This window comes from Mesorhizobium sp. WSM4829 (assembly GCF_055811475.1).
Map to the genome: position 1 here is coordinate 136,613 of NZ_JBVVQJ010000003.1, position 25,667 is coordinate 162,279.

A 25,667-nucleotide genomic window follows, 5' to 3' on the forward strand; every position below is an offset into this window, starting at 1 on the left:
GAGGCTGAAGGCTCGATGGCGCAACTTTCAGATGACTGCTTCGCTTTCGGCGGCCCGATGCGATCGCTCGATGATACAGCCGCACTGATTGCTTCACGGCTGACCGTTGTCGACGAGACCGAAACCGTCCAGCTGGCGATTGCCGATGGGCGCGTCCTGGCGAGTGATCTGGTGGCGCCGCTGCCCCTGCCGCCTTTCACCAACTCAGCCGTCGACGGCTATGCTCTGCGCGGCGACGACCTGCCGGGAACCGTTGAAAAAGCCTTGCCGGTGAGCGGCAGGATCCAGGCTGGGATGGCGCCGGATCGGCACGCCGCGCCCGGACAAGCCATACGCATCTTCACCGGCGCTCCGCTGCCGGAGGGGGCAGACACGGTCTACATGCAGGAAGATGTCCGTGTCGACGATACCGGCAGGGTCATTCTTCCGCCCGGCCTGAAAAGAGGAGCCAACGTGCGGCCGGCGGGCGAGGACGTCGCAGCAGGCAAGGTGGTCCTGCAGGCCGGCCAGCGCATGCGCCCGCAGGATGTTGCGCTCGCCGCGGCGCTCGGCATGACGCAGATCGATGTGCGGCGCAAAGTTCGCGTCGCGATCTTCTCGACCGGCAACGAGATCGTCGCGCCGGGAAAGGTCCGGGGACCGGCCCAGCTTTTCGATTCGAACCGCTTCATGCTGATGGCCATGCTGGCAAGATTGGGCTGCGAGACCACCGATTTGGGCATTCTGATCGACGACAGCAGGCTGATCGCGGATGTGCTGAGCAAGGCTGCGCCAGGACAGGACCTGATCCTGGCGTCCGGCGGGGTCTCGACCGGGGAGGCCGACTGCGTCAAGGCCGCCGTCGAGAGTGTGGGCACCCTGGTCTTCTGGCGGGTGGCCATAAAACCCGGCCGCCCAGTCGCCATGGGGGTGATCCGGGGAACAGCCTTCATTGGGCTGCCCGGCAATCCGGTGGCGAGCTTCGTCACATTCGCCCATATTGCGCGCGCCGCGATCTTTGCACTGGCCGGCGCACGGCAGCAGCCACCAATTTCGCGGCCGGTGCGGGCCGCCTTCTCCTACCGCAAAAAGCCGGGGCGACGCGAATATGTGCGGGTAAGCCTGCGTGGGACGCAGGATGGCACATATGAAGCCGTCAAATTCCCGCGCGAGGGCGCTGGCATGCTGTCTTCTTTGGTTCAAACGCACGGCCTTGTCGAACTCGGCGAGGAAATAGCCGAGGTCGAGCCGGGCCAGGCCGTTCAGTTCCTTGCCTATTCGGACCTGTATTGACGAACGCCGTCGAGCCGGTGGGCATGCAGTATGCCAAAATGCGGTGCGACGCCTGGCCGCTCTCAACTGCAGTATACCCTGGGTCGGCGACCGTTGACGACCGGTAATCGGTCCGCCATGGTGCGCCACCATGACGACGAGACAGCTCGATCTGACGGGATTGAAATGTCCCTTGCCGGCGCTGAAAACCCGCAAGGCGCTCAGCGGCATAAGCCCAGGCGAGCGCCTTGAGGTCCGTTGCACCGATCCGCTGGCAGCCATAGACATTCCCAATCTGATCAACGAAATGGGCGACCGCCTGGAGGCGATGCAACGGCAGGGAGACCACATCGTTTTCTTGATCGAGAAGGCGCAAGCTGCCCCGGTATAGGCCGTGCGACAAATCAGGGCGCAGATCAGTTCTGTCGCGGCGCCCCGGCCATGCTAAAATTGTCAAACCGGCATTTGGTTCAACTTGTCTGCCAAGTCGATTTGTGTGCCAAGTCCTTGATCCAAGGTGCGCCGGGCTGAGGGAGCTCACAACCACATTGGTGGCGGGAGCCGCCTTCCTCAGACGAAGGGTCCGGGTGGAGAGAGAATGACAAAGCAGCAACGGCGAGGCCCCGATCGCGGACCCAAAGGGCGGGCGCTGGATGATGTTGCCCTGGCCGAGGTCCGGGAACTTCTTGGCCAGCGCGAACGGCGCCGGGATCTGTTGATCGAATTCCTGCATCTGATCCAGGACCGCTACGGTTGTCTGTCGGCCGCGCATCTGCGAGCGCTTGCCGAAGACATGCGCCTGTCCCAGGTGGAGGTTTACGAGGTCGCGACCTTCTACGACCATTTCGATATCGTCAGGGAAGGCGAGGCGAGACCCGCGCCGCTGACAATCCGGGTGTGCGAATCGATAAGCTGCATGCTGGCGGGCGCCGAACACCTGATTGGCGAACTGGCCGCCAAGGCCGACCCAAACACAGTTCGCGTCATGCGTGCGCCCTGCATGGGCCGCTGCGCCGCAGCGCCCGCGGCGCGCATTGGCGACCGTGAGGTCGACCAAGCCAGCAGCCATATCCTCATCGATCTGGCTCGCTCGGGCGATACGAAAGTTGTCGTGCCCGATTATGTTGGCCTCGATGCCTATCGGGCCGCTGGCGGCTATCAGCTTCTCCGGAAGGTGAAGGCGGGCGAGACCGGCATTGACGCCATCATCGAGATCATGGAGCACGCCGGTCTGCGCGGTCTCGGCGGCGCCGGCTTTCCGGCCGGCAAGAAATGGAACTTCGTGCGCGGCTATCCAGGGCCGCGGCTGATGTCGATCAATGGCGACGAAGGCGAACCTGGCACTTTCAAGGACCGCATCTATCTTGAAAAGGATCCGCACCGCACCTTCGAAGGCGCGATTATCGCCGCCCACGCGGTCGAGGCCGAGCGCATCTATTTCTACATGCGCGACGAATACCCTGCCGTGCTCGCCATTTTGCGCGCCGAGATCGCGGCGCTCGAGGCAGCCGGCATCGTCAAGCCCGGTTTCATCGACCTTCGGCGCGGCGCCGGCGCCTATATTTGCGGCGAGGAAAGCGCGATGCTCGAAAGCATCGAGGGCAAGCGCGGCATGCCGCGCCACCGGCCTCCCTATATTGCCGAAGTCGGACTTTTCGGACGCCCGACACTCAACCACAATGTCGAGACGCTGTGGTGGATTCGCGACATCGTCGAGAAGGGACCCGAATGGTTCGCCGCGCAGGGCAAGCCCGGCCATCAGGGAATTCGCTCCTGGTCGGTTTCCGGGCATGTGAAGGAGCCGGGTGTCAAGCTGGCCCCGGCTGGCGTCACCGTGCGCGAACTGATCGAGGATTATTGCGGCGGCATGGCAGACGGGCATGAATTCAAGGCCTATCTGCCAGGTGGAGCCTCGGGCGGCATCCTTCCGGCGTCGATGGGCGACATTGAACTCGATTTCGGCGGCGAACTCGCCAAACAGGGCGCCTTTGTCGGCTCACATGCTGTGGTCGTGCTTTCGCAAGCCGACAACATCAAGGATGTGACCCTCAATCTCATGAATTTCTTCAAACACGAGAGTTGCGGGAAATGCACGCCGTGCCGGGAGGGAACCGAAAAGCTGGTAACGCTCTTGAAAGAGAAGGGCGTGCCGGATGAGACGGCGATGCGCGACCTTGAAACAGTGATGCGCGATTCCTCCATTTGCGGTCTCGGCCAGGCGGCGCCCAATCCGGTCAATCACCTTTTGACGCATTTTAGGGATGATCTTTGAAATGGCAGATGGCGTCATATTCACCCTCGACGGCAAGACGGTCACAGCCGCTGACAACGAGACGATCTGGGACGTTGCAAAGCGCCAAGGCACCAGGATACCGCATCTGTGCCATGTCGACATGCCCGGCTATCGGCCAGACGGCAATTGCCGCGCCTGCATGGTCGATGTCGAGGGCGAACGGGTGCTTGCCGCCTCCTGCATCCGCAAGCCTTCTGCCGGAATGGTGGTGAAGACGGATACCGAACGGGCTGAGAAATCGCGCCAGATGGTGTTCGAGCTTCTCGCCAGCAACATGCGGCCGGCGGCCGACGGTCCGGATCAGCAGTCGATGTTCTGGCAGTGGGCTGGTTCGATGGGCATTTCCGGCGCTCGCTACAGCTCGAAATTCGCCACCGATGATGTCCGGCCAGAATTCGACATCACCAATCCCGCCATTGCCGTCAATCTCGACGCCTGCATCACTTGCGGCGCCTGTGTCCGGGCCTGCCGCGAGGTCCAGGTCAACGATGTGCTCGGCATGGCCGAGCGCGGCAATCACTCGCTTCCCGTCTTCGACATGCACGATCCGATGGGCCTGTCGACCTGTGTCACCTGCGGTGAATGCGTGCAGGCCTGCCCGACCGGCGCGCTCTACGAAAAGTCGCTGATGGATGATGCAGGCAAGACCCGGGTTATCCAGGAATTCGACAAGGTCGTCGACACGCTGTGCCCGTTCTGCGGCGTCGGTTGCCAGACCAGCGTTGCGGTCAAGGACAACAGAATAGTTCAGGTCGATGGCCGCAATGGCTATGCCAACGAGAACCGGCTCTGCGTCAAGGGTCGTTTCGGCTTCGATTATGCGATGTCGCCTGAACGGCTGACCAAGCCGCTGATCCGCCGCGACGGTGCGCCGAAGTCGGGCGATGCCGATATGCGCGGCGTCGATCCGCTGACCGTGTTTCGCGAGGCTAGCTGGGAAGAGGCGCTCGCGCGCGCCGCCGGCGGGCTGAAGACGATCCTCAGGGATTATGGCGGGCAGGCGCTGGCCGGTTTCGGCTCGGCGAAAGGCTCGAACGAAGAGGCCTATCTGTTCCAAAAACTGGTGCGCCAGGGTTTTGGCACCAACAATGTCGACCATTGCACGCGGCTTTGCCACGCATCTTCGGTGGCGGCGCTGATGGAAGGCGTCGGTTCGGGTGCGGTTTCGGCGCCCTTCAACGACGCGCTGAAGGCCGAATGCATCATCGTCATCGGCGCACGGCCGACCACCAACCATCCGGTCGCCGCGACCTATTTCAAGCAGGCGGCCAAGCGCGGCGCCAAGCTGATCGTCATGGACCCGCGCGGCCAGGATCTGATGCGCCATGCGTCGCATTCGCTGCGATTCAAGGCTGGCAGCGACGTGGCCATGCTGAACGCGCTGATCCACGTCATCGTCGAGGAAAAGCTCTACGACGAGCAGTATATCCAGGCCAACGCTTCCGGATTCGAGGCCCTGACGGCCAAGGTGAAGGATTTTTCGCCCGAGGCGATGGCCGAGGTCTGCGGCGTCGAGGCGAGCGTGCTGCGCGACGTCGCCCGCACCTACGCGACCGCCGAGCGGTCGATCATCTTTTGGGGCATGGGCATTTCCCAGCACACACACGGAACCGATAATGCGCGCTGCCTTATCGCCCTGGCGCTGATCACCGGACATGTCGGCCGGCCGGGAACAGGCCTGCACCCACTGCGCGGCCAGAACAACGTGCAGGGCGCATCCGATGCCGGGCTCATCCCGATGTATTTCCCCGACTATAAATCGGTCGAGAACATCGACATCCGCGGCTCATACGAGAACTTTTGGGGTCAGACGCTGGACCCGAAACGGGGCCTGACGGTCGTCGAAATCATCGACGCCATCCATGACGGCGAAATCAAGGGCATGTACATACTGGGCGAGAACCCGGCCATGTCCGATCCGGACCAGACCCATGCCCGGCAAGCACTGGCCATGCTCGACCATCTCGTAGTGCAGGACATCTTCCTGACCGAGACCGCCTGGCACGCAGATGTGGTGCTGCCGGCCTCGGCGCATGCCGAAAAGCTCGGCACATACACCAACACCAACCGGCAGGTGCAGATCGGCCGGCCGGCGCTCGACATCCCGGGCGAAGCGCGCCAGGATTGGGAACTGATTGTCGAACTGGCGAGGCGCATCGGTCTGGACTGGAACTATAACCATGTCTCCGAGGTCTATGCGGAAATGGCTGATGTGATGCCGTCCTTGAAACATATCTCCTGGGACCGCATCGAGCGCGAAGGTTCGGTGATCTATCCGGCCGACGGCCCCGACAAGCCCGGCAATGAGATCATCTTCTCGTCCGGATTCCCGACCGCGGACGGACGCGGCCGCATCGTGCCGGCCGATTTGCTGCCGCCTGACGAAGTGCCCGATGAAGAGTTTCCACTGGTGCTCACCACCGGCCGCCTGCTCGAGCATTGGCACACCGGCTCGATGACCCGCCGGGCGGGCGTGCTGGACGCGATCGAGCCACAGGGCATCGCTGCGATGAACCCTTACGAGATCAAGCGGCACGGCCTGCGCCAAGGGGAGATGATTGCGGTCGAGACCCGGCGCGGGACGGTAGACGCCATCCTCCGCGCCGACCGGGAGGTCGCCGACGGCATGGTGTTCATGCCGTTCTGCTTCAACGAAAGTCCGGCCAACGCGCTCACCAACCCGATGCTGGACCCCTACGGCAAGATCCCGGAGTTCAAATACTGCGCCGCGCGAATTGCGCCGGCGGCGAGGGCCGAAGCTGCCGAATAAACCAGTACCGCGCCATCTGCGAACGGTTGCCAGCAGCCGCACGGGGTAATCCATGCGCTAACCGGGGTTCCCCGAGCGGTTTGTTTTGCGCCACTCCTCGTACTCCCCGCGGGCATCGTCATGCAGCGGATAGTAGCGTTGCAACGGCCCGCCCTCCATCAGCTTCACTCGCGAGAATTCCTCCCAATCGTGATGCTTCTGTGATTCTTCGATCACCTTTGCGGCCATTGCGACGGGAAGCACCACCACCCCGTCGTCATCGGCGACGATGATGTCGCCGGGGATCACCGTGACACCGCCGCAGGCAATCGGAACGTTGACGGCATTGGGATAAATGCTGGTCTGCACATGATAGTTCGGCGTCCAGCCGCGCAGCCAAAGCGGCAGATCGAGCTTTTCAACATTGGGCCGGTCGCGCATGCATCCATCGATGACGATGCCGGCGCCGCCCCTGCCTTTGAAATACGTCGACATCATATCGCCGAAGACGCCCGAGCTCATGTCGCCGCGCGCGTCGACCACGACCACATCGCCCGCCTGCGCGTGATAAAGCACGTGCCGATGCAGCTGCGTCTCCGGATCGGCATATTCTCCCTCGGTGAACAGGTCCGGCCGTTGTGGCATGAACTGCAGCGTCAGCGCCGGCCCGACGATCGACTTGCCGTGGTTCTGCGCCACCGGTCCGACCATGTGCGGATTGCGAAAACCCATGTGGCCAAGCGTGCCGGCAACCGTCGCGGCGCCGATCTCGCTGAGCGCGTCGATCAGGTCTTTTGGCGGCCGCGTGATGTCGGGAGCATGTGTCATGGTGGACTCCGGTTGAATGGCAACTACCAGTTCGTAACAGAACCGTCGCGGCGCTTAAGGTGAGGCGCTTCCCAGAAACGAAAGCTCGCCGCCTGGATCGCCTCCTCGTTGACCTCGACGCCGAGCCCCGGCAGGTCGCCGACCGGATAGTCGGTCCCGTCTAGCCGTGGTCGCACGGGGAAGAAGTCGGAATTGTCGAAGCCCAGCTTTGTCTCGGGTTCCCTGGTCTCGAGCCACGCGAAGTTGGGTACCGCGGCGGCGAGATGCACGGTCGCGGCCGTGCACACCGGACCAAGCGGATTGTGCGGCATCAGGTCCACATAGTGCGCCTCGCTCCAGCCAGCGACTTTCATCGCCTCGGTAAGCCCGCCGACATTGCAAACATCGAGCCGGTTGAACTGATGAATGCCGCGCTCGATGTAGGGCAGGAACTGCCACTTGCTGGAAAATTCCTCGCCGATGGCAAAGGGGATGTCGGTCATCGTACGCAGCGATTCGTAGGCCTCCGGTGTCTCGTCCCGGATCGGCTCCTCGAGGAAATCAAGCACGCCGCGGCCGAGCTTGTTGCAGAAGCTCGCCGCCTCGGCCACCGACAGCCGATGATGATAGTCGATGCCGAGGACGACGTCGTCGCCTAGCGCCTCGCGCGCCCGGTTAAGGATACTGGCGGTAGTGCCGATCGACTCGCGCGGCTCGAAGATGTCCCTGCTGTTTTGCCCGGCGGGGAAGAAGCGGATCGCCTGCCACCCCTGTGCGCGCAGCTCGCGGGCTCGTTCGATGGCAGCGTCACCTTCGGCCTCGTCTCCGGTCGAGGCGAAGGTGGGGATGCGGTGGCGCTGCTTGCCGCCTAGCAGCTCGTAGACCGGCACTCCCAGCGCCTTGCCCTTGATGTCGTGAAGGGCGATGTCGATGGCGGAAATCGCCGCCTGCAGAACACGTCCGCCTTCGAAGTACTGGCTGCGATAAAGCTCCTGCCAGGTCCGGCCGATCTGCATCGGGTCGCGGCCGATGAGAAACTCGCGATAGTGCTCGACCGCGCCGGCCACTGCCTTCTCGCGACCACTCAAGCCGCTCTCGCCCCAGCCGAAGATGCCCTGGTCGGTCTCGACCTTGACGAGCATCTGGTTGCGCGTTCCTACCCACACTGGATAGGGCTTGATTGCGGTGATCTTAAGCTTCGTAGTCATCCACGCCCACGTTCCAAACGCATCCCCCTGTTTCAGTTGGCGCCCTGTTTCAATTGGCGCCGTGTCTCAGTCGGCCTTGAGGGCCATTTCGGTTTCGCCGTCGAACAGATGCATCCGCTCCTGGTCGAACTCGAGCCAGATCCGTTCATCGGGCGCGACGGCAATGTTCGGCGGCACACTGACGTTGACGATGGCGCCGGACAGGAACGCCTGCACGAAGGTGACGTCACCGGTCGGCTCCACCGTGTAGGCCTTGGCCGGAATGGCGCCGGGGACCGCGCTGTTGCGCAGCTTGATCGTCGAGTGACGTGCGCCGAGCACGACTTTCCTGGTCGTTGCCCTTGCGACCTTCCGGGCGTTGCGCGGCGAGAGCTCGAAGCTCCAGCCCTCCGCGCTGGTCAACACAGCGTCGCCGTTTGCCGTCGATGCCTGCAGCGGAATAAGGCTCATCGCCGGGCTGCCTATGAAGCTGGCGACGAACATGTTGACGGGATGGGCAAAGACCTGCGCCGGTGAATCATATTGCTGCAGGTAGCCGCCGTTCATCACCGCCATCTTGTCGGCCATGGTCACGGCTTCGAGCTGGTCGTGCGTCACATAGATGATCGTCGCCTTGAGGTCCTGGTGGAAGCGCTTGATCTCAGACCGCATCTGCACGCGCAGTTTGGCATCGAGGTTGGAGAGCGGCTCGTCCATCAGGAACACGGCGGGGTCGCGGACAAGCGCACGGCCCAGGGCCACCCGCTGCTGCTGCCCGCCCGAAAGTTCGCGCGGCTTGCGCTCGAGCAGGTGCGTCATGTCGAGCACGCGCGCCGCTTCCTTGACCTTCTTGTCGATCTCGTCCCTGGGCAGTTTGCGCATCTGCAGCGGGAACGCCAGGTTCTTGTAAACCGATTTCTGCGGATAGAGCGCGTAGTTCTGGAACACCATGGCGATGTCCCGGTCCTTGGGGTCGAGGTCGTTGACCACCCGGTCGCCGATGACGATGTCGCCCGATGTCATAGGGATCAGCCCCGCGACGAGATTGAGCGTGGTTGTCTTGCCGCAGCCTGAAGGGCCGACGAGCGCAACGAACTCGCCGTCATTGACCGTCAGCGACACGTCGTTGACGGCTTTGAAGCTGCCATAGGATTTTACGAGATCTTTGAGGACCACGTGGGCCATCGGCAACTCCCTAGTGCTTGACCGCGCCTTCTGTAAGGGCGCGTACGAAGTATCGTTGCAGGACGAGGAACAGCACGACGACGGGCACGCTCATCATGAAACTGGCCGCCATCAGGCCCGGAAAGTCCGTCGTATTTTCCGAGAAGAAGCGCTGGATGCCGACCGGCAGCGTCAACTGGTCGTTCTTGGTGAGGAAGGTGTAGGCGTAGATGTACTCGTTCCACGCGCCGATGAACGAATAGATCGCGGTGGCGATGATCCCCGGCGTCGAGAGCGGCATCACAATCAGGATGAAGGCCTGGAACCGCGTTGCCCCATCGATGCGCGCCGCCTGCTCGAGCTGCACCGGAATGTTGTCGTAAAAGCCCTTGAGCAACCATATCGCCAGCGGCAGGCCGAAGGTGAGATAGGTGAGAATCAGCGAGCCATGCGTGTTCATCAACCCGAGCAGGCGCATCAGGATGAACAGCGGCACGAGAAAGATCACCGCCGGGAACATGTTGCGCAGCAGCACGGCAAAGAACAGGAAGTTCCGGCCGGGGAAACTGAAGCGCGAAAACGCGTAGGCCGCAGGGACGGCGACGATCACCGAGAGGATTGTCGTGACGGTCGACACGAAAAGGCTGTTCCAGAAGAAGCGGAGGAAGTCCTGGCCGACGCTGTTCTGGGGATCGAGCAGCTTCTCGTAGCTGGCGAGGGTAGGTTCGTCCGGCCACCATTGCGGCGGGAACTGCAACGCCGCGAACCCGGACTTGATCGAGGTGATCAGCATCCAGATCATCGGCACCGCGGTGTAAAGCAGCATGAATGCGAGGAAGATGCGCCCGGTCCACCGCCATCCGTCGACGCGCATCCGGCGACGGCTCAGGGCTCGCGGGGCGGTCTCGGTAGTCGTGCTCATGCGTTCCCCTCTTGCCGCTCGTTGCCGCTTAGCGCACGGACGTAGAAGTAGCCGAGCGTCATCAGGGTGAGGAACAGGAGCACCGAATAGGCAGATGCCACGCCCCAGCGCTGCCGGCCGAAGGCGAGCTCATAAATGTGGGTGATCCAGATATGCGATGCGTTGGACGGCCCGCCGCCGGTCATGATCCAGGGGATGATGAAGGAATTGAAGTTGGCCACCGCGAGCAGCAGGATCGTCACCGTCGAGACGTTGCGCAAGTGCGGGAAGGTAACGTGCCAGAAGCGCTGCCAGGCGCTGGCGCCGTCGACCTGCGCGGCGCGCAGCAACTGCTCGGGTACGGTCTGCAGGCCGGCCATCATCATGATCATGGCAAACGGAAACTCGCGCCAGATATTGACGACGATCAGGGAAGGCAGAACCGTGTTGACGCTGTCGATGAAATTCGGCGGTCGGTCGGCCAATCTGAGGCCGACCAGCACAGCGCCGATGATCCCGAAGTCCGAATGATAGATCCACTTCCAGATATAGGAGGCGGCGACCGCGCTGATGACCCAGGGAATGATCAGGATTGCGCGCAGCACACCGCGGCCGACAAACTCGCGGTGGAGTGCCAGCGCGGTGGCAAACCCCAGGACAAAGGCAATCAAAGTCGAGCCCAGCGTCCAGATCAGAGTGTTCCAGGTGACTCTCCAGAACACCTCGCTGGTGAGGATGGTCGTGTAGTTGTCGACGCCGACGAAGCTCTTGTCGCGAAGCTGCAGGCCAGGCGGCGTCTTGAAGAACGACAGCTCGATCGTGTAGTAGATCGGATAGGCGATGACGACGAGCATCACGGCGATCGCAGGGAGCACATACGCGTAGTCAGCGCGATGCTCCCATATCTGGCGTAGCACGCCGGACCTGCCGGATTGCAATCTTCGGCGAGCCTCGGCCTTGCCGGTCACGATCGTCACTTTGGCGCGCCCTTATTTCTTCTGAACGAACCGGCTGCACTATCGGTGCAGCCGGTCAGGCCTAGACTAAAGCGCGTCGCGTTTGATCGGCCTCACGCGACGCGCTTTAGGTTGTTATTTTATGCATGTCGTTATCGCAAAACCGCTGCACACCCTCGGGTCAAGCCCTAGATCTGGCCCGAGGGCATGCTTTTGCGCGACATGCATCAGAGTCCGCCCATCAGGTCTCTTACCTTCCTGGCCGCGTCGTCGGCTGCCTCGTCGACGGTCATCGCTCCGGTCAGGGCATTCTGCAGCATGTCCGGGACGATGATGTTCATGATCTCGGGAGCCTGCGGCAGCGCTGGGAACGGGATGCCGTATGGCAGCATCGAGGTCGTCACGTCGAGGAACTTGATGTTTTCCAGACGTTCCTTCATCCATTTGGTCTTGAAGCCGTTGAGGTTGCCCGGGTTCGAGCCGGCATAGGCCATCTTCAGCGACCATTCAGGGCTCGTCCACATGCAGATGATAGCCTTTGCGGCCGGCTCGTCGACCTTGCCGCCCTCGACATATTCGGGCTTCAGGATGTGAATGTTCGAGCCGCCGAACACGACTGCGCGCTTGCCGTCGGGGCCGGTGGGAATCAGGCCGTAGCGCATGTTGTCGATGACGGTCTGCGCCTTGTCCTTGTCGGCGCCCGTCGCCTTCTTCTGCAGGTCGAGCATGACGTCGTAGTCGGACGGATGCGAGATCATCATGCCGAGCTGGCCGGCGAGGAACAGGGGCTGGTTATCGGCCTGCTGGTTGGTGAGCGCCGAAACCGGAACCGACTTGTCGCGAACATACATGTCGTACGAGGCTTGCAGGGCGGCCTTGCTCTGCGGGCTATCGAGCTGGACATCCTCATAGGTCGGGTTCGCAGTGGCTTCGTCGAAGACGCCGCCGCCATGGGCCCACAGCTGCGGCATGAAGCGGTACGGCGTATTGCCGGCATTCTTGCGAGCCACGAGGCCGTAGCCGGCAATGCCGAGCTTGTCGTGGATCTGCTTGGAATACTTGACGACGTCGTCCCAGGTTGCCGGAGCCTTGTCTGGATCGAGGCCCGCACGCTTGAAGATGTCGGCGTTCCAGATGAACGCCATCGTCTCGTTGTTGGTTGGAATGCCGTAGGTCACTCCCTCCCAGGTCACGGCCTTCATGGCGCCTGGCCAGAAGTCCTCGGTGGAATACCCGACATCCTCGGGTTTGAGCGGCTCCAGATAGCCTTTTGAGGCGAACTCGGTACCACCCAGGATTTGCAGGCGGACCGCCATCGGCGCGGCATTGCCGAGGAGCGCCGTGCGGAACTTGTCAAGAAGGTCGTTATAGGTGAGGGCTTGTTCCTCGAGCTGGATGTTCGGATAGGTCTTGCGGAACGTCTCGAAGAAATCCTTGTAGTACTGGCGCAAAAGGTCGGGGTCGCCCTCGAACACGCCCTGATACCAGAAAGTCAGTCGCCCCTTGTAGTCGAGCGGGGTGACCTTGGCGCAATCGGCCGCGGTGTCAAAATCCTCTGTACCCGCAATGGAGCGCACATATTCCGGCGACCACTTGCTGAGGTCGACGGGCGCTCCGAGCGCCGATGTGGACATCAGCGATGCCATCAAAGCAGTGGCGACAGTGCCGCGCAGGACCGCACTGCCGAGCGTAATCCTCGTCATAGGTATCCTCCCTGGTTCTCCATGCCGCCCTGCGCCGAGGCAAAGCGGTCTAGCTCGTTCGACCGCGGGACGCTTTCTATTCTATGTATCCCTTCGATCATTTTGTACGTTTTCAGATCGTGGATTGCCTGTCAACGCGCTGGATCGTACATTGTTTGTGAAATCCGTGTGTGATATCGGGCAGGGTATGTGTTGATCAGGGGAGCCGGCCTTGGCCGAAATAGATGACTTTAAAGCCATGCCACCGGTGGAGACTGACCCCATGGCCTCCAGCGAGGGCGCCTCGCTTTATGAACTGATCAGGGAAGACATCATCGAGGGACGGCTCGCCGCCAACGAACGGCTTGTGGTCACCGATCTCGCCCGCCGTCACGGCACCTCGACCAACCCCGTGCGCGAGGCCCTGCAGCTCTTGCGCGGGGAGGGCTTTGTCACCTTTCTCCCCAACCGCGGGGCGCGCGTGCGACCCATAGATCAGGATTTTGTCCGGGATATCTATGAAATCGGTGTTCTGATCGAGCCGGCCCTGACGCGATGGTTTGTGAACATGGCGACCGGCGAGGACATCGCCGAACTCGAACGTCTCCAAGGCCTGATTGAAGAGAACAACTTTGCCGACACCTTCAGGCACAGTGAACTGGATACCGCCTTCCACACCGTGATGTACCAGCGGCACTATAACCGTCATGCCGCTGAACTTTGGTGGAAGCATCGCGAAGTGCTGCGAGCCGTGAGCCGGCGTTTCAATTTCACGCTGGCGCGGCGTGCCGCGATCATTCGCGAGCACCGCGAACTCATCGCGCACGTAAAAGCGGGAGAAGCCGACAAGGCGGCCGAACTCGTTTCCCGCCATGTCGAGGGTTCCGGCCGGCATATCCTCGAACAGATGCGTGCGCGCAACGCCGCTCGGGCCGGATAGGAACGAAGGTCCAGTCTCGAACATCGTTAGCCCTAAGCATTTCAGATAAAGGGATTGAGATGAAAATCACGAGCATTCGGCCGTGGCTGATCAAGTCCGATGCTTCTTATTGGGGAGAGTTCCTGTTCGTCGAAGTGACGACCGACGAGGGGGTGAGTGGCTGGGGAGAGATCACCACCACGACAAGGCTCGCCAACCGCGCTCTCTGCACGATCCTGCGGCAGATCGGCGTCGCCGTGGCAGGCGAGGATCCAGCGCGTATCGAGCATCTCTGGCACAAGATCTTTCGCAGCTTCACCTATATGGGCAGCCGCGGCGCCGCCGTCGAATGCGTGAGCGCCATCGATATTGCCCTCTGGGATATCCGCGGCAAAGTCCTCGGCAAGCCGATTTGCGAGCTGCTGGGCGGACCGGTACGCGATGAAATCGCGCTCTACACCCATCCCAACCAGGCCAGATTCACCAGCAAGGAGGCGGTGGTCCGCGAAATTCTGGACATCGTCGAGTCCGGACACACTGCGCTCAAGTTCGATCCTTTCCCCCATCAGGGCAACAGCGCCGATGGCCTGTCCCGCGAACAGCGGGACGGCTACCTCGATGGCAGCATGACCCGCAAGGACGAGCGCGAAGCCGCCGAACTCACGGCGCTGATCCGCGAAACGGCGGGGCCTGACGTCGACGTTCTCATCGATGCGCATGGCCGCTTCGACGTTCCCACCGCCATTCGCCTTTGTCGGAGTCTTGAGGAAGCCGGCCAGATCGACTGGTTCGAGGAGCCTTGCCCGCCCGAGAGCCTGAACGCCCTCAAGCAGGTGCGTGAAAAAGTCAGTGCTGCCATCTCGTGGGGCGAGCGCGGCCACACGAAGTGGGATTTCGTGCCGGTACTCGAGAACAGGCTCGCTGACTACATCATGCCGGATGTCACCTGGACCGGCGGCATTACCGAGCTCAAGAAGATTTCTGCCCTATGCGAAGCCTACTACATCCCGGTCTCGCCACATGACGCCGCGGGACCGATCAACGTGGTTGCGGGAGCACAGGTGATGATGACCGTTCCTAACTTCTACAGGCTCGAAACGTCGGAGTGGAACCTGGGCAAATACGATCACCTCATCGACAGACCGCTCGACGTCTCGAACGGCAGCCTCAAGCTGACGTCGAGGCCTGGTCTCGGTATCGAGATGGACCGTGACTACCTGCAGGCCCATGAGATTGAGCTGGGCTAGCGACGCTCCATGCCGGCATGCGGGCGACGACCAGCCCCACCCACCAGAACGAGGATAAGTCATGGCAAAGATGGGTGGCGCCGACGAGGCGCTCAATCGGGTGAATGCGAACTCCAAGCCATCCGAGCTCCGCATCACCGACATGCGGGTTGCCGAAATCGTCGGCGCGCCGTTCACCTCGACCCTGCTCAAGATTTACACCAACCAGGGCATCGTCGGGCTTGGCGAGGTGCGCGACGGCGCCAGCGCCACCTATGCGCTGATGCTGAAGAGCCGGCTGCTCGGCGAGAACCCCTGCAACATCGATCGCCTGTTTCGCCGGATCAAGCAGTTCGGCGGGCACGGCCGGCAAGGCGGCGGCGTCTCGGCGGTCGAAATCGCGTTGTGGGATCTCGCCGGCAAGGCCTATGGCGTGCCCATCTACCAGATGCTCGGCGGCCGGTTTCGCGAGAAGGTGCGCCTCTATTGCGATACCGACGCCACCGTGCCGGCCGAGACCGGCAAGCGCCTCAAGCAGCGCATGGCGCTCGGCTTCACGTTCCTCAAGATGGATCTGGGATTGATGCAGATCGCCGATGTCCCCGGTGCGGTCGTGTCACCTGCCGGCTCACTTGATGGGTACCGCGTCCAGCCCGGCCGCGGCCCGGTCAAGACCCTTGAAGAGCGGCGCGCCCGCAACGCCGTTTACGATCTGCATAACGTCCCCCACCCATTTACCGGCCTCCACTTTTCCGACAAGGGCCTCGACTTGCTTGAGCAGTACATTGCCGAGGTTCGCGAAATTATCGGCATGGATATTCCGCTCGCCATCGACCACGTCGGCCACATCTCGCTGCAGGACGGTATTCGCCTCGCCAGGCGGATTGAAAAATATGTGCCGGCCTGGCTCGAGGATGTGATCCCATGGCAGTATACCGAGCACTACCGACAACTGCAGGACGCCACCACGGTGCCGATCTGCACCGGCGAGGACATTTATCTCAAGGAGGGCTTCGAGCCTCTGCTCAAGAGCGGCGGCCTCTCCATTATCCACCCGGACCTGCTCACCAGCGGGGGCATCCTCGAGACCAAGAAGATCGGCGACATGGCGCAGGACCACGGCGTCGCCATGGCCATCCATATGGCGGAAAGTCCAATCGCGGCGATGGCCGCGGCACATGTCGCGACTGCGACCGAAAATTTTTTGGCGCTCGAATACCACTCTGCCGATGTCGACTGGTGGGACGATATCGTCACTGGCGTTGCCAAGCCGCTGGTGAAGGACGGCTTTATCACCGTTCCCGACAGACCGGGCCTGGGGATCGACGACGTCGTCGACGAAGTGATCTCGCAGCATCTGCAGCCGGGTGTCACCGGCATCTGGCAGCCCACGGATCAATGGGACAACGAGTATTCCTGGGATCGCACCTGGAGCTGAGGGGGAAAAGAGCCGAAGATGAAGATCACCGACCTCCGCTGTGCCGTCATCGGCAAGCACCCCATCGTACGCATCGTCACCGACGAGGGCCTCCATGGCCTGGGCGAGGTCGAGTACACCAAGCCCTATCTCAAGCCCTGGGTCCTGCATTTTCGCGAGGCGCTGATCGGCGAGGACCCGACCGACGTCGAACGGGTGATGCTGAAGATCCGCCAACGCGGCTCTTTCAAGCCCTATGGCGCGGCGGTAAGCGCTATCGAGCATGCGCTGTGGGACATTGCCGGCAAGGCCGCAGGCGTGCCGGCCTACAAACTGCTCGGCGGCAAGGTGCGCGACAAGGTGCGCGTCTACAACGGCTCGATCCGCAGGAAACGCACGGGCGACCGGCCACAGGATTACGCCGCTGACGTCAAATGGATGATGGAGCAGCCGCAGAACTTCTTCATGATCAAGCAGGGAATCTCGTTCCACTCCAACATGAAGGACACCATCGACGGCTTCCATTACGGCGTGACGCAGAAGCAGGCCGGCTATCACGGTGCCATGGATCAGGGTGTGATCAGCGAGCGCGGTTTCAATCACATGCTCGACTGCGTGATCGCGATGAAGGAAGTACTGGGCGACAAGGTGAGCCTGGCGCTCGACTGCGGCCCGGGCTGGATGCTGCCCGATGCGATCAAGTTCGCTCGCGCGGTCGAAAAATACAATTTGATGTGGCTCGAGGACATGCTGACTGGCGACTATGTGCCGTGGGTCAATCCGCAGGCCTATCGGGAGCTGACCACCTCGACCTCGACGCCAATCCATACCGGCGAGCAGATTTACCTCAGGCACAATTTCAAGGAACTGATCGAGACGCAGGCGGTACGCGTCATCGGCCCCGATCCTGCCGATATCGGCGGCATTGCCGAGCTCAAATGGGTCGCCGAGCACGCCCATATGCACTCGATCCTGATGGCGCCGCACGGCACGGCGAACGGCCTGCTTGGCCTCGGCGCGTTGATCAACGTCTGCGCCACCTTGCCCGCCAACTACATCGCATTCGAATATCCGAGCGCCTCCGACCCCTGGTGGGAGGATCTCGTAATCGGCCTGCCGTCGCAGATCGTGACGGACAGCATGGTGGATTTGCTGGAAGCGCCGGGGCTGGGCCTCGATCTCGACGCCGAAGCAGCCCGAAAGTATCTCAGGGAAGAGGATGCGGGCTTCTTCGATTGAACCATCTTCTTGCGTCCTCGAGCGCATGCGCTGATGGCGCGCCGGTGTGGCCGGCGGTTCTGATGTCGGTCGCTCCTGCCCATGCGGACGTGATGCGCGGCTACCGCTGGACTTCAGTGCCGCGTGCATCCTCTATGTCGCAGCGGTGCTGATGGTGACGGCCTCGCGCGGCTAAGCGCGTGCGCACGAACGCGGCCGTCTTTCCAGTCGGCACTCGGCTTGGCTTATCCCTGTCAAGCCGCTACCAAACAAGTTGCGGCGGTCATGCTGCTTTGCACGTGAAGTCCAGTTGTGAAAAAGCTATCGAAGGGAAATTGGCGCCAGGCCAGCTCAGCTTTTGCGCATCCCCAGTCGAACGGCATTCAATCTCCCAGAGGGCACGATGTACTACGCGCATTCGACCGCCGAACTCGTTCGCTCCAACTGGCAACCCTTGAACGACCATCTCATCGCTGTCGCCGCGGTCGCGCAGCAATTTGGCGCGCGGATCGGCATCGGACGTGCAGCCTGGCTTGCTGGCCTGCTTCATGATCTCGGGAAATACACGCCGCAATTCCAGGCGCGATTGTCTGGTGCGGAGGAGCGAGTCGATCATTCCACCGCAGGCGCTGCCACTGTTGTTCAACTGGCGCGGGCAGCCAAAGCGGACGACAGGATCGTTGCCGAACTAATCGCCTATTGCATTGCCGGTCACCATGCCGGTCTCCCGGATCAACAAGGCGAGTCTCTTTCCACACTGTCAGAACGCCTCAATGGGTTTTCGGACGAGGGACTCGACCATGTCTGGAAGTCCCAAATCGCGCCAGAGATTGCCAATCTCTTGCCGCCGTTTCCCAACTGGGAAAAGACGGACAAAGCAAGAGCTGCCTTCCAGCTCGGCTTTCTTGGCCGGATGATTTTTTCCTGCCTCGTCGATGCCGATTTCAAGGATACCGAACAATTCTATGCGCGCACTGAGGGAAGGCAGGTCGACCGCAGTTGGCCGGAATTGCAATTGATCCTGCACAGCCTTGTCGAGGCTTTCGACGTCCATATGGGCCAAAAGCGCAGATCGGACACTTCGGTCAACGTCTTGCGAGCGAGCATTCTCGACCATGTGCGTTCGCGCGCAACCGAAAGGCCGGGCCTCTTCACGCTGACAGTGCCAACTGGGGGCGGCAAGACGCTCGCCTCACTCGGCTTTGCCCTCGATCACGCCAAAGCACACGGGCTTGATCGCATCATATACGCAATCCCATTTACATCGATTATTGATCAGGCGGCGGCGATCTTTCGTGAAATAGTTGGCGACGGCGTCGTGCTGGAGCACCATTCGGCCATCGAGGATGAGGAGCGCCGCCCACGTGAACCACGGGATGCCGACAGCACCAAGGCCGACAAAGACAAGCTCAAGCTCGCCATGGAAGACTGGGCGGCGCCTATCGTGGTCACGACCAACGTGCAACTCTTCGAGAGCCTGTTTGCCGCGCGAACCTCGCGCTGCCGCAAACTGCACAACATCGCCAACAGCGTCATCATTCTCGATGAGGCGCAGACATTGCCACGCCAGCTTCTCATCCCTGCCGTTTGGGCGCTGCGCGAACTTGCCGAGAATTATGGCTGCAGCATTGTTCTATGTACCGCGACCCAACCGGCGCTCGACCAGCGAAAATTCCCGGCAAAGCATCCGGCAGGCCTGTCGCTGGCAGGCCGCGAATTGGCACCGGACCCCGACGACCTGGCCGAAAAACTGGAACGCGTCAGGCTGGTCCATGGTGGCGCGATGGACGACACGGCCGTTCTTGCCGGACTCGGTAAGACCAACCAGGGCCTGGTCATCGTCAACAGCCGCAAGCATGCGCTGGCGCTCTATCGGCAGGCGAAGGAGACTGGCCTTCAGGGTCTCGTCCATCTGACGACGCGCCAATATGCGGCGCACCGGCGCGAGATTCTGGCGGCGGTCAAGCAGAGACTTTTGAACGACGAGCCCTGTCGCGTGATAGCGACCTCGCTGGTAGAGGCTGGCGTCGATCTCGATTTCCCGAGGCTGTGGCGCGCGGAAGCAGGATTGGATCAAATAGCGCAGGCGGCCGGGCGCTGCAATCGCGAGGGGCGGCGACCGGTGGAGGACAGCATTGTCACTGTGTTCAAGGCACCTGAAAACCCGCCACCACCGGAGATCGCGGGGCTTTCGAGCGACATGGCCCGGATGATGGCGAGGCACGAAAAGCTCCTGTCGCCCGCCGCGATCGAGGATTTCTTCGGTGAAGTCTATTGGCGCGTCGGTCCCGAAGGGCTGGATCGTGGACGCAACGACAGACTGCCCCTCGTGGACAAGTTTCGTATCGGCAGCGGCGGCACGAACTTTTCCTATCGCTCGGTCGCCGAGAATTTTCGCATGATCGAGAGCGGCATGGTTCCGGTGATTGTCGCCCGAGACGAACAAGCGAAAGCGGCGATTGCAAAGCTGAGGATCGAAACGATTCCGTCCGGCGTGATTGCCCGTGACTTGCAGACCTATGTCGTACAGGTGCCGCCGAAGGCACGGGCACGGCTTATCGCCTGCGGCCATGTGAAATTTGCCGAGGAGCGGCTGCGCGCTGACCAGTTTGCGGTGCTCATGACGCCTGGTCTCTATGACCCGGAAGTTGGCCTCGTTTGGGAGGACGCCGAATATTTAGCGCAAGAGGCTATTGTTATTTAGTTCCTGATATGTTCCTTGCGTATTAAATGTCTCTGGGGAGGGGCGAATGTCGTTTGGCGTCAGGCTGAGGGTTTCAGGGAGTCACGCCTGCTTTACGCGGCCGGAGATGAAGGTTGAGCGCGTCTCCTATGACGTGATGACACCTTCGGCGGCACGTGGAATTCTGGAGGCGATCCACTGGAAGCCAGCCATCAGATGGGTGGTGGATGCCATCCATGTTTTGAATGTCATTCGTTTCCAGTCCATCCGCCGCAACGAAGTCGGCAGCAAGGTTTCTGCTCGAAACGCCAAGACCGCCATGAACCGCGGCAGCCTCGAAGGGTTGCACCTTCTCGTCGATGAGGATCGCCAGCAGCGAGCCGCCACAGTGCTCGTCGACGTCGCCTATCTCATCGAAGCGCATTTCGAGATGACCGACAAGGCCGGTCCCGACGACAACGAGGGCAAGCATCTCGATACGTTCAACCGTCGCGCGGCGCGGGGGCAATGCTTCCATCAGCCCTGCCTCGGCACACGCGAGTTCGCGGCAGCCTTCGAACTGCTGCCGCCGGGTGCACCGTTGCCGGACGCGATTAAGGAAACGCGCGACCTTGGCTTCATGCTGTGGGACATCGACCATGGGGCGCCGGACAAGCCTTCGCTGTTTTTCCGTGCTGGCCTCAACGACGGGGTGATGCGCATTCCGGCTCCCAATTCTTCGGAGATCCGGCGATGAGCATTTTGGCTTCACTTGCCAAGGCCTACGACCGTCTGCCCGATGTTCCGCCCTTTGGCTATTCCACCGAAAAAATAGGCTTCGTTGTCTCACTCCACGATAATGGAACAGTGGCCAGCGTTGTCGATCTGCGAGACGGCACGGGCAAGAAGAAACTGCCGCGCATGATGCAGGTGCCGCAGCCGACCAAACGCACCGCAGGTATCGCGCCTAACTTCCTCTGGGATAAGACTTCCTATGTGCTTGGCGTCACGGCAGGAGAGGGCAAGCGCACAGCCGACGAGCATGCCGCTTTTGTGCAACGTCACCGCGAGGCGCTTGAACACTCGGATGACACCGGCCTGCTGGCGTTGTGTCTATTCCTTGAAGGTTGGGCTCCCGAACGGTTTGTCGAGCCCACATGGCTTGACGAGATGAAAGACCAGAACGTGGTCTTCGCGCTCGACAGTGAAAGGCGTCAAGGCGGTTATCTTCATGATCGGCCAGCGGCCAAGGCTTTATGGATGGCCCGAAGCGGAGGCGGGGATGCCGCCTCGATCTGCCTGGTGACCGGCTCAAATGGGGTGGTCGCGCGCCTTCATCCGGCGATCAAAGGCGTATGGAATGCGCAATCCTCCGGCGCTTCCATCGTATCGTTCAACCTCGATGCCTTCACGTCCTATGAGCACGAGCAGGGCGACAATGCGCCCGTCTCCGAAGCCGCCGCCTTCAAATATTCCACAGCGCTCAACACATTCCTTGCAGGCAAGACCAACCGGATCCAGGTCGGCGATGCCTCCACCGTTTTCTGGGCTGATGCCTCCAACGCCGAAGTGGCGCGTACGGCGGAAGGCACGTTCGGCACGATGTTTTCGGATGTTGACGAAGTCACCCAAGCCGGCAAGGTCGGCGATATCCTCGCACGCATTCGCAAGGGCCTGCCACTCAAGGTGGTCGCCCCCGAACTTGAAAACGGCGTCCGCTTCTATGTCCTTGGTCTTGCTCCGAATGCCGCGCGGCTTTCGATCCGGTTCTGGTTCGAGAACGATTTCGGCGTGCTGGCGAAAAACTACCAGCGCTTCGTCGCCGAAATGGACGTCGATCCGCCGCCGCGCGTCTCGCACCCCGCGCTATGGAAATATCTCGCCGAAACCGCGGTGCTGGGCAAGCGCGAAAACGTGCCGCCTAATCTCGCCGGGGAGTGGATGCGATCGATCCTGACCGGCACCCGTTATCCGCTGACGTTGCTCTCGACGGTGCTGATGCGCATTCGCGCGGACGGAGAGGTGAACGCGCTCAGGGTCAGTATCCTGAAAGCGCTGCTCGTTCGAAATTTCAACAAGGCAATTGGGGAGGTTCCTGTGTCATTCCAACCGGAGAATAGGAACAAGGGCTATCTGCTCGGGCGGCTGTTCGCTGCCTATGAACAAATACAAACGGCCGCGCTCGGTCGCAACGTCAACGCCACCATTAAGGACAAATTCTACAGTTCGGCATCCGCCCAACCTCGCAAGGTGTTCGCCCTGCTCGACCGGGGATCAGCCAACCATCTTTCGAAGGTCGGCAAGCAAAGGCCAGGACACAGGGTCAATCTCGAAAAAACCATCGGCGCTATCCTCGAACGCATGTCGCCCGACAGCGATCCCTTCCCGGCCTCCCTTTCCGCCGAAGAGCAGGCACTGTTCGGCCTCGGCTACTACCATCAGCGCGGCGAATTCTTCCGCAAACCCGAAACTATCGACACACAGGATGCCGCATCATGAACGCCCTTTCCAACCGCTATGATTTCGTCCTGCTGTTTGATGTATCCAAAGGCAACCCGAACGGCGACCCGGATGCCGGCAACATGCCGCGGCTCGATCCCGAGACCAATCATGGTCTGGTTTCGGACGTCAGCCTCAAGCGCAAGGTGCGCAACTATGTCGAGTTCGCCAGAGGCGAGCATCAGAGCTACAACATCTACGTCAAGGAAGGCGCGATCCTGAATGAACAGCACCGCAAGGCCTATGTCGCGCTACGCCCCGACGATGGAAAAGCCGCCAAGGACGCCAAGCTAAATCCCAAAGACGACGATGAAGGGCGAGCTCTGACAAGATTTATGTGTGCAAATTTCTTCGATGTTCGCACCTTCGGCGCGGTCATGTCGACCGGCATCAATGCTGGCCAGGTGCGTGGGCCGGTGCAGATGACATTTGCGAGTTCCATCGAGCCGATCGTGCCCCAGGAAATCTCCATCACCCGCATGGCTGCAACCAATGAGGCGGAGAAAAAGCAACGGGTGGAGGGCAGCGAGGAAGGCAATGACCGCGTCGACAACCGCACCATGGGCCGCAAGCATATTGTACCCTATGGGCTTTACCGCGCCCACGGTTTCGTCTCCGCGAAACTTGCCGAACGCACGGGCTTTTCCGATGCAGACCTTGACTTGCTCTTCGAGGCGCTCTCAACGATGTTCGAGCACGATCGGTCGGCAGCGCGTGGAGAAATGGCAAGCCGCAAGCTCGTCGTCTTCAAACACGCCAACACGCTCGGCAATGCACCGGCCCATGCGCTCTTCGATCGCGTAAGGGTTGGTCGCAACATTGACGGCGTCTTCCGTGATGTCGAGGATTCCGGCATCGACAACTATCCACCGGCCCGTAAATTTAGCGACTACAAGATCGAGATCGATCGTGAAGGGCTACCCGACGGCGTGGAGATTATCGAGCGTCTGTGAGCATGGCGCCGGCCGGAACTCTGGCCACCCAGCCCGACGAATGGGATGCCGATCCCATTCCGCTCTCGGCGTTGCAACACGCTGTCTATTGTCTCCGGCAAGCCGCACTCATCCACGTCGAGCGAATGTGGGGAGAGAACCGGTTTACGGCGGAAGGCAATGTCATGCATACCCTCATCATCTGAATCCACTGCAAGCGCGACGCAGCGCGAACATTGAGCGTGCCGGAAAATTCCGACGGATTCGCACCGGTGCTGGTTCTTTGAAATCGTGAAACTATGTGCGTCAAGCCGGGTTTTCGCCCGACCTCTTGCTCAATAGTGGGACCATGTCCGCGATCTAGCTCTTCTTTCTTCAATCATGGCAATCTGTTAGCTGAGGCACTGTCGCCCCTCTCGCGGGGGCGTGGATCGAAACATCTCCTGTCTCGGCGCGCGCTCAAAGGGCGCGGTCGCCCCTCGCGCGGGGGCGTGGATCGAAACTTCGCCCCGCTTGCCATCATGGACCGCTCTAGTTGTCGGCCCTCTCGCGGGGACGTGGATCGAAACTACAATCAGATGACGACCGAGATTCGCACCGAGGTCGCCCCTCTCGCGGGGGCGTGGATCGAAATCTTGAGCAGGTCTTCCTGCACCGGCAGGATGTTGGTCGCCCCTCTCGGGGGGGGCGTGGATCCCTAAATTTAGTGACTACAAGATCGAGATCGATCGTGAAGGGCTACCCGACGGCGTGGAGATTATCGAGCGTCTGTGAGCAGGCGGCGGCCGGAAACTCCGGCCAACCCAGCCCTACGAACGGGACGCCGATCCACCCTCCTCATCTAAATCCATTGCAAGCGCGACACAGCGCGAACATGGAGCGTGCCGGAAAATTCCGACGGATTCGCACCGGTGCTGGTTCTTTGAAATCGTGAAACTATGTGCGTCAAGCCGGGTTTTCGCCCGACCTCTTGCTCAATTGTGGGACCATCTCCGCGATCTAGTTCTTCTTTCTTCAACTGTCGCACCCTCTCGCGGGGGCGTGGATCGAAACAACCCGTTGACCGCGATCCGCAACGGTGGGTCGGCGTCGCCCCCTCAGGCGGGGGCGTGGATCGAAACTTCGAGATCGCCTCCGGCACCGCCAACAACGTCGTCGCCCCCTCTCGCGGGGGCGTGGATCGAAACCAGAACGCAAAGCGGATATCGAGGGCGGGGAATTGTCGCCCTTCTCGCGCGGGCTGGATCGAAACATCTTCTGTGGATCCAAGGAACTCAAGTGAAAAAGTCGCCCTTCTCGCGGGGGCGTGGATCGAAGCAACATCTTCGGCTCGCAGGGCGATGGCCGCAAGATGTCGCGTCTCTCGCGGGGCGTGGATCGAAACAACGGCGACTATCACGTCGCTGCCGGCAATGCGGGTCGCCCCTCTCGCGGGGGCGTGGATCGAAACTCATTGTGGATGTGGCCGGTGTAGCCGTGTCAGAAGTCGCCCCGCGGGGGCGTGGATCGAAACCGTTTGCGCCTTGTCGATCCTCTCGATCTGGATACGTTGCCCCTCTCGCGGGGGTGTGGATCGAAACACGAGAGCCGCAGCGGCTGCGTTTTCGGCTGCGACGTCGCCCTTCTTGCGGGGGGGCGTGGATCGAAACAGCACGGAACGAACCTCATCGCCGACGTGGATGGGTCGCCCCTCTCGCGGGGGCGTGGATCGAAACAACCCGCTCACTGCTATCCGCAATGGTGGCTCGGCGTCGCCCCTCTCGCGGGGCGTGGATCGAAACCTCGCGATGCGCTGAAAACAGCC

18 protein-coding genes and 1 pseudogene are annotated in these 25,667 nt (G+C 61.4%); 13 read left to right on the top strand and 6 right to left on the bottom strand.

The genetic code is table 11. The features are described 5' to 3' along the window. Positions 1-15: 15 nt before the first annotated feature. The 4 genes from AC0L17_RS04490 to fdhF all read left to right on the top strand — a co-directional run bounded on the left by AC0L17_RS04490 (position 16) and on the right by fdhF (position 6,314). Positions 16-1,272 carry a molybdopterin molybdotransferase MoeA gene (locus AC0L17_RS04490; protein WP_473514920.1) on the top strand — a complete coding sequence of 419 codons (1,257 nt, stop codon included), beginning with the start codon at positions 16-18 and terminating at the stop codon, positions 1,270-1,272. Positions 1,273-1,402: 130 nt separating this feature from the next. Then, positions 1,403-1,642, top strand: coding sequence for a sulfurtransferase TusA family protein (locus tag AC0L17_RS04495; protein ID WP_031254334.1), 240 nt, complete (start codon positions 1,403-1,405; stop codon positions 1,640-1,642). Between the two features lie 207 nt (positions 1,643-1,849). Then, the gene (locus tag AC0L17_RS04500) at positions 1,850-3,523 is read left to right on the top strand and encodes an NADH-ubiquinone oxidoreductase-F iron-sulfur binding region domain-containing protein (RefSeq protein ID WP_473514921.1); all 1,674 of its coding nucleotides are present in this window, start codon (positions 1,850-1,852) and stop codon (positions 3,521-3,523) included. Position 3,524: 1 nt separating this feature from the next. Continuing rightward, positions 3,525-6,314, top strand: coding sequence for a formate dehydrogenase subunit alpha (gene fdhF, locus AC0L17_RS04505; protein WP_473514922.1), 2,790 nt, complete (start codon positions 3,525-3,527; stop codon positions 6,312-6,314). A gap of 57 nt (positions 6,315-6,371) precedes the next feature. On the opposite strand, the gene AC0L17_RS04510 is transcribed toward fdhF, so the two are convergent. From AC0L17_RS04510 to AC0L17_RS04535, 6 genes are all read right to left on the bottom strand, one after another. Further along, a complete protein-coding gene (locus AC0L17_RS04510) occupies positions 6,372-7,121 on the bottom strand; it encodes a ribonuclease activity regulator RraA (RefSeq protein WP_473514923.1) in 750 nt (249 codons plus the stop codon). Positions 7,122-7,144: 23 nt separating this feature from the next. Further along, a complete protein-coding gene (locus AC0L17_RS04515) occupies positions 7,145-8,308 on the bottom strand; it encodes a mandelate racemase/muconate lactonizing enzyme family protein (RefSeq protein WP_473514924.1) in 1,164 nt (387 codons plus the stop codon). A 66-nt stretch (positions 8,309-8,374) separates the two neighbouring features. Beyond that, positions 8,375-9,472, bottom strand: coding sequence for an ABC transporter ATP-binding protein (locus tag AC0L17_RS04520; RefSeq protein ID WP_473514925.1), 1,098 nt, complete (start codon positions 9,470-9,472; stop codon positions 8,375-8,377). 10 nt (positions 9,473-9,482) lie between these two features. After that, positions 9,483-10,373, bottom strand: coding sequence for a carbohydrate ABC transporter permease (locus tag AC0L17_RS04525; protein ID WP_473514926.1), 891 nt, complete (start codon positions 10,371-10,373; stop codon positions 9,483-9,485). Further along, positions 10,370-11,329, bottom strand: coding sequence for a carbohydrate ABC transporter permease (locus AC0L17_RS04530; RefSeq protein WP_473514927.1), 960 nt, complete (start codon positions 11,327-11,329; stop codon positions 10,370-10,372). The genes AC0L17_RS04525 and AC0L17_RS04530 overlap by 4 nt, the downstream gene beginning before the upstream one ends. Positions 11,330-11,535: 206 nt before the next feature. Beyond that, the gene (locus tag AC0L17_RS04535; RefSeq protein ID WP_287237933.1) at positions 11,536-13,011 is read right to left on the bottom strand and encodes an ABC transporter substrate-binding protein; all 1,476 of its coding nucleotides are present in this window, start codon (positions 13,009-13,011) and stop codon (positions 11,536-11,538) included. Between the two features lie 211 nt (positions 13,012-13,222). Between AC0L17_RS04535 and AC0L17_RS04540 the strand changes: the two genes are divergently transcribed. From AC0L17_RS04540 to AC0L17_RS04580, 9 genes and pseudogenes are all read left to right on the top strand, one after another. Further along, a complete protein-coding gene (locus AC0L17_RS04540) occupies positions 13,223-13,930 on the top strand; it encodes a GntR family transcriptional regulator (RefSeq protein ID WP_027151244.1) in 708 nt (235 codons plus the stop codon). A gap of 59 nt (positions 13,931-13,989) precedes the next feature. Beyond that, positions 13,990-15,156 carry a mandelate racemase/muconate lactonizing enzyme family protein gene (locus tag AC0L17_RS04545; RefSeq protein ID WP_473514928.1) on the top strand — a complete coding sequence of 389 codons (1,167 nt, stop codon included), beginning with the start codon at positions 13,990-13,992 and terminating at the stop codon, positions 15,154-15,156. 61 nt (positions 15,157-15,217) lie between these two features. Further along, on the top strand, positions 15,218-16,573 hold the full coding sequence (locus AC0L17_RS04550; protein ID WP_473514929.1) for a mandelate racemase/muconate lactonizing enzyme family protein: 1,356 nt from the start codon (positions 15,218-15,220) through the stop codon (positions 16,571-16,573). A gap of 18 nt (positions 16,574-16,591) precedes the next feature. Beyond that, positions 16,592-17,791 carry a mandelate racemase/muconate lactonizing enzyme family protein gene (locus AC0L17_RS04555; RefSeq protein ID WP_473514930.1) on the top strand — a complete coding sequence of 400 codons (1,200 nt, stop codon included), beginning with the start codon at positions 16,592-16,594 and terminating at the stop codon, positions 17,789-17,791. 382 nt (positions 17,792-18,173) lie between these two features. Next, positions 18,174-20,474: a CRISPR-associated helicase Cas3' gene (gene cas3 / locus AC0L17_RS04560; RefSeq protein WP_473514931.1), complete on the top strand. Its 2,301-nt coding sequence runs from the start codon at positions 18,174-18,176 to the stop codon at positions 20,472-20,474. A 46-nt stretch (positions 20,475-20,520) separates the two neighbouring features. After that, the gene (cas5c, locus tag AC0L17_RS04565; protein ID WP_473514932.1) at positions 20,521-21,189 is read left to right on the top strand and encodes a type I-C CRISPR-associated protein Cas5c; all 669 of its coding nucleotides are present in this window, start codon (positions 20,521-20,523) and stop codon (positions 21,187-21,189) included. Continuing rightward, positions 21,186-22,931: a type I-C CRISPR-associated protein Cas8c/Csd1 gene (cas8c, locus tag AC0L17_RS04570; protein WP_473514933.1), complete on the top strand. Its 1,746-nt coding sequence runs from the start codon at positions 21,186-21,188 to the stop codon at positions 22,929-22,931. The genes cas5c and cas8c overlap by 4 nt, the downstream gene beginning before the upstream one ends. Beyond that, positions 22,928-23,884, top strand: coding sequence for a type I-C CRISPR-associated protein Cas7/Csd2 (cas7c, locus tag AC0L17_RS04575; protein WP_473514934.1), 957 nt, complete (start codon positions 22,928-22,930; stop codon positions 23,882-23,884). Before cas8c ends, cas7c begins: the two co-directional genes overlap by 4 nt. Positions 23,885-23,886: 2 nt before the next feature. Next, positions 23,887-24,054: pseudogene (locus AC0L17_RS04580) on the top strand (CRISPR-associated protein Cas4); the annotation flags it as partial. Between the last annotated feature and the right edge of the window lie 1,613 nt (positions 24,055-25,667).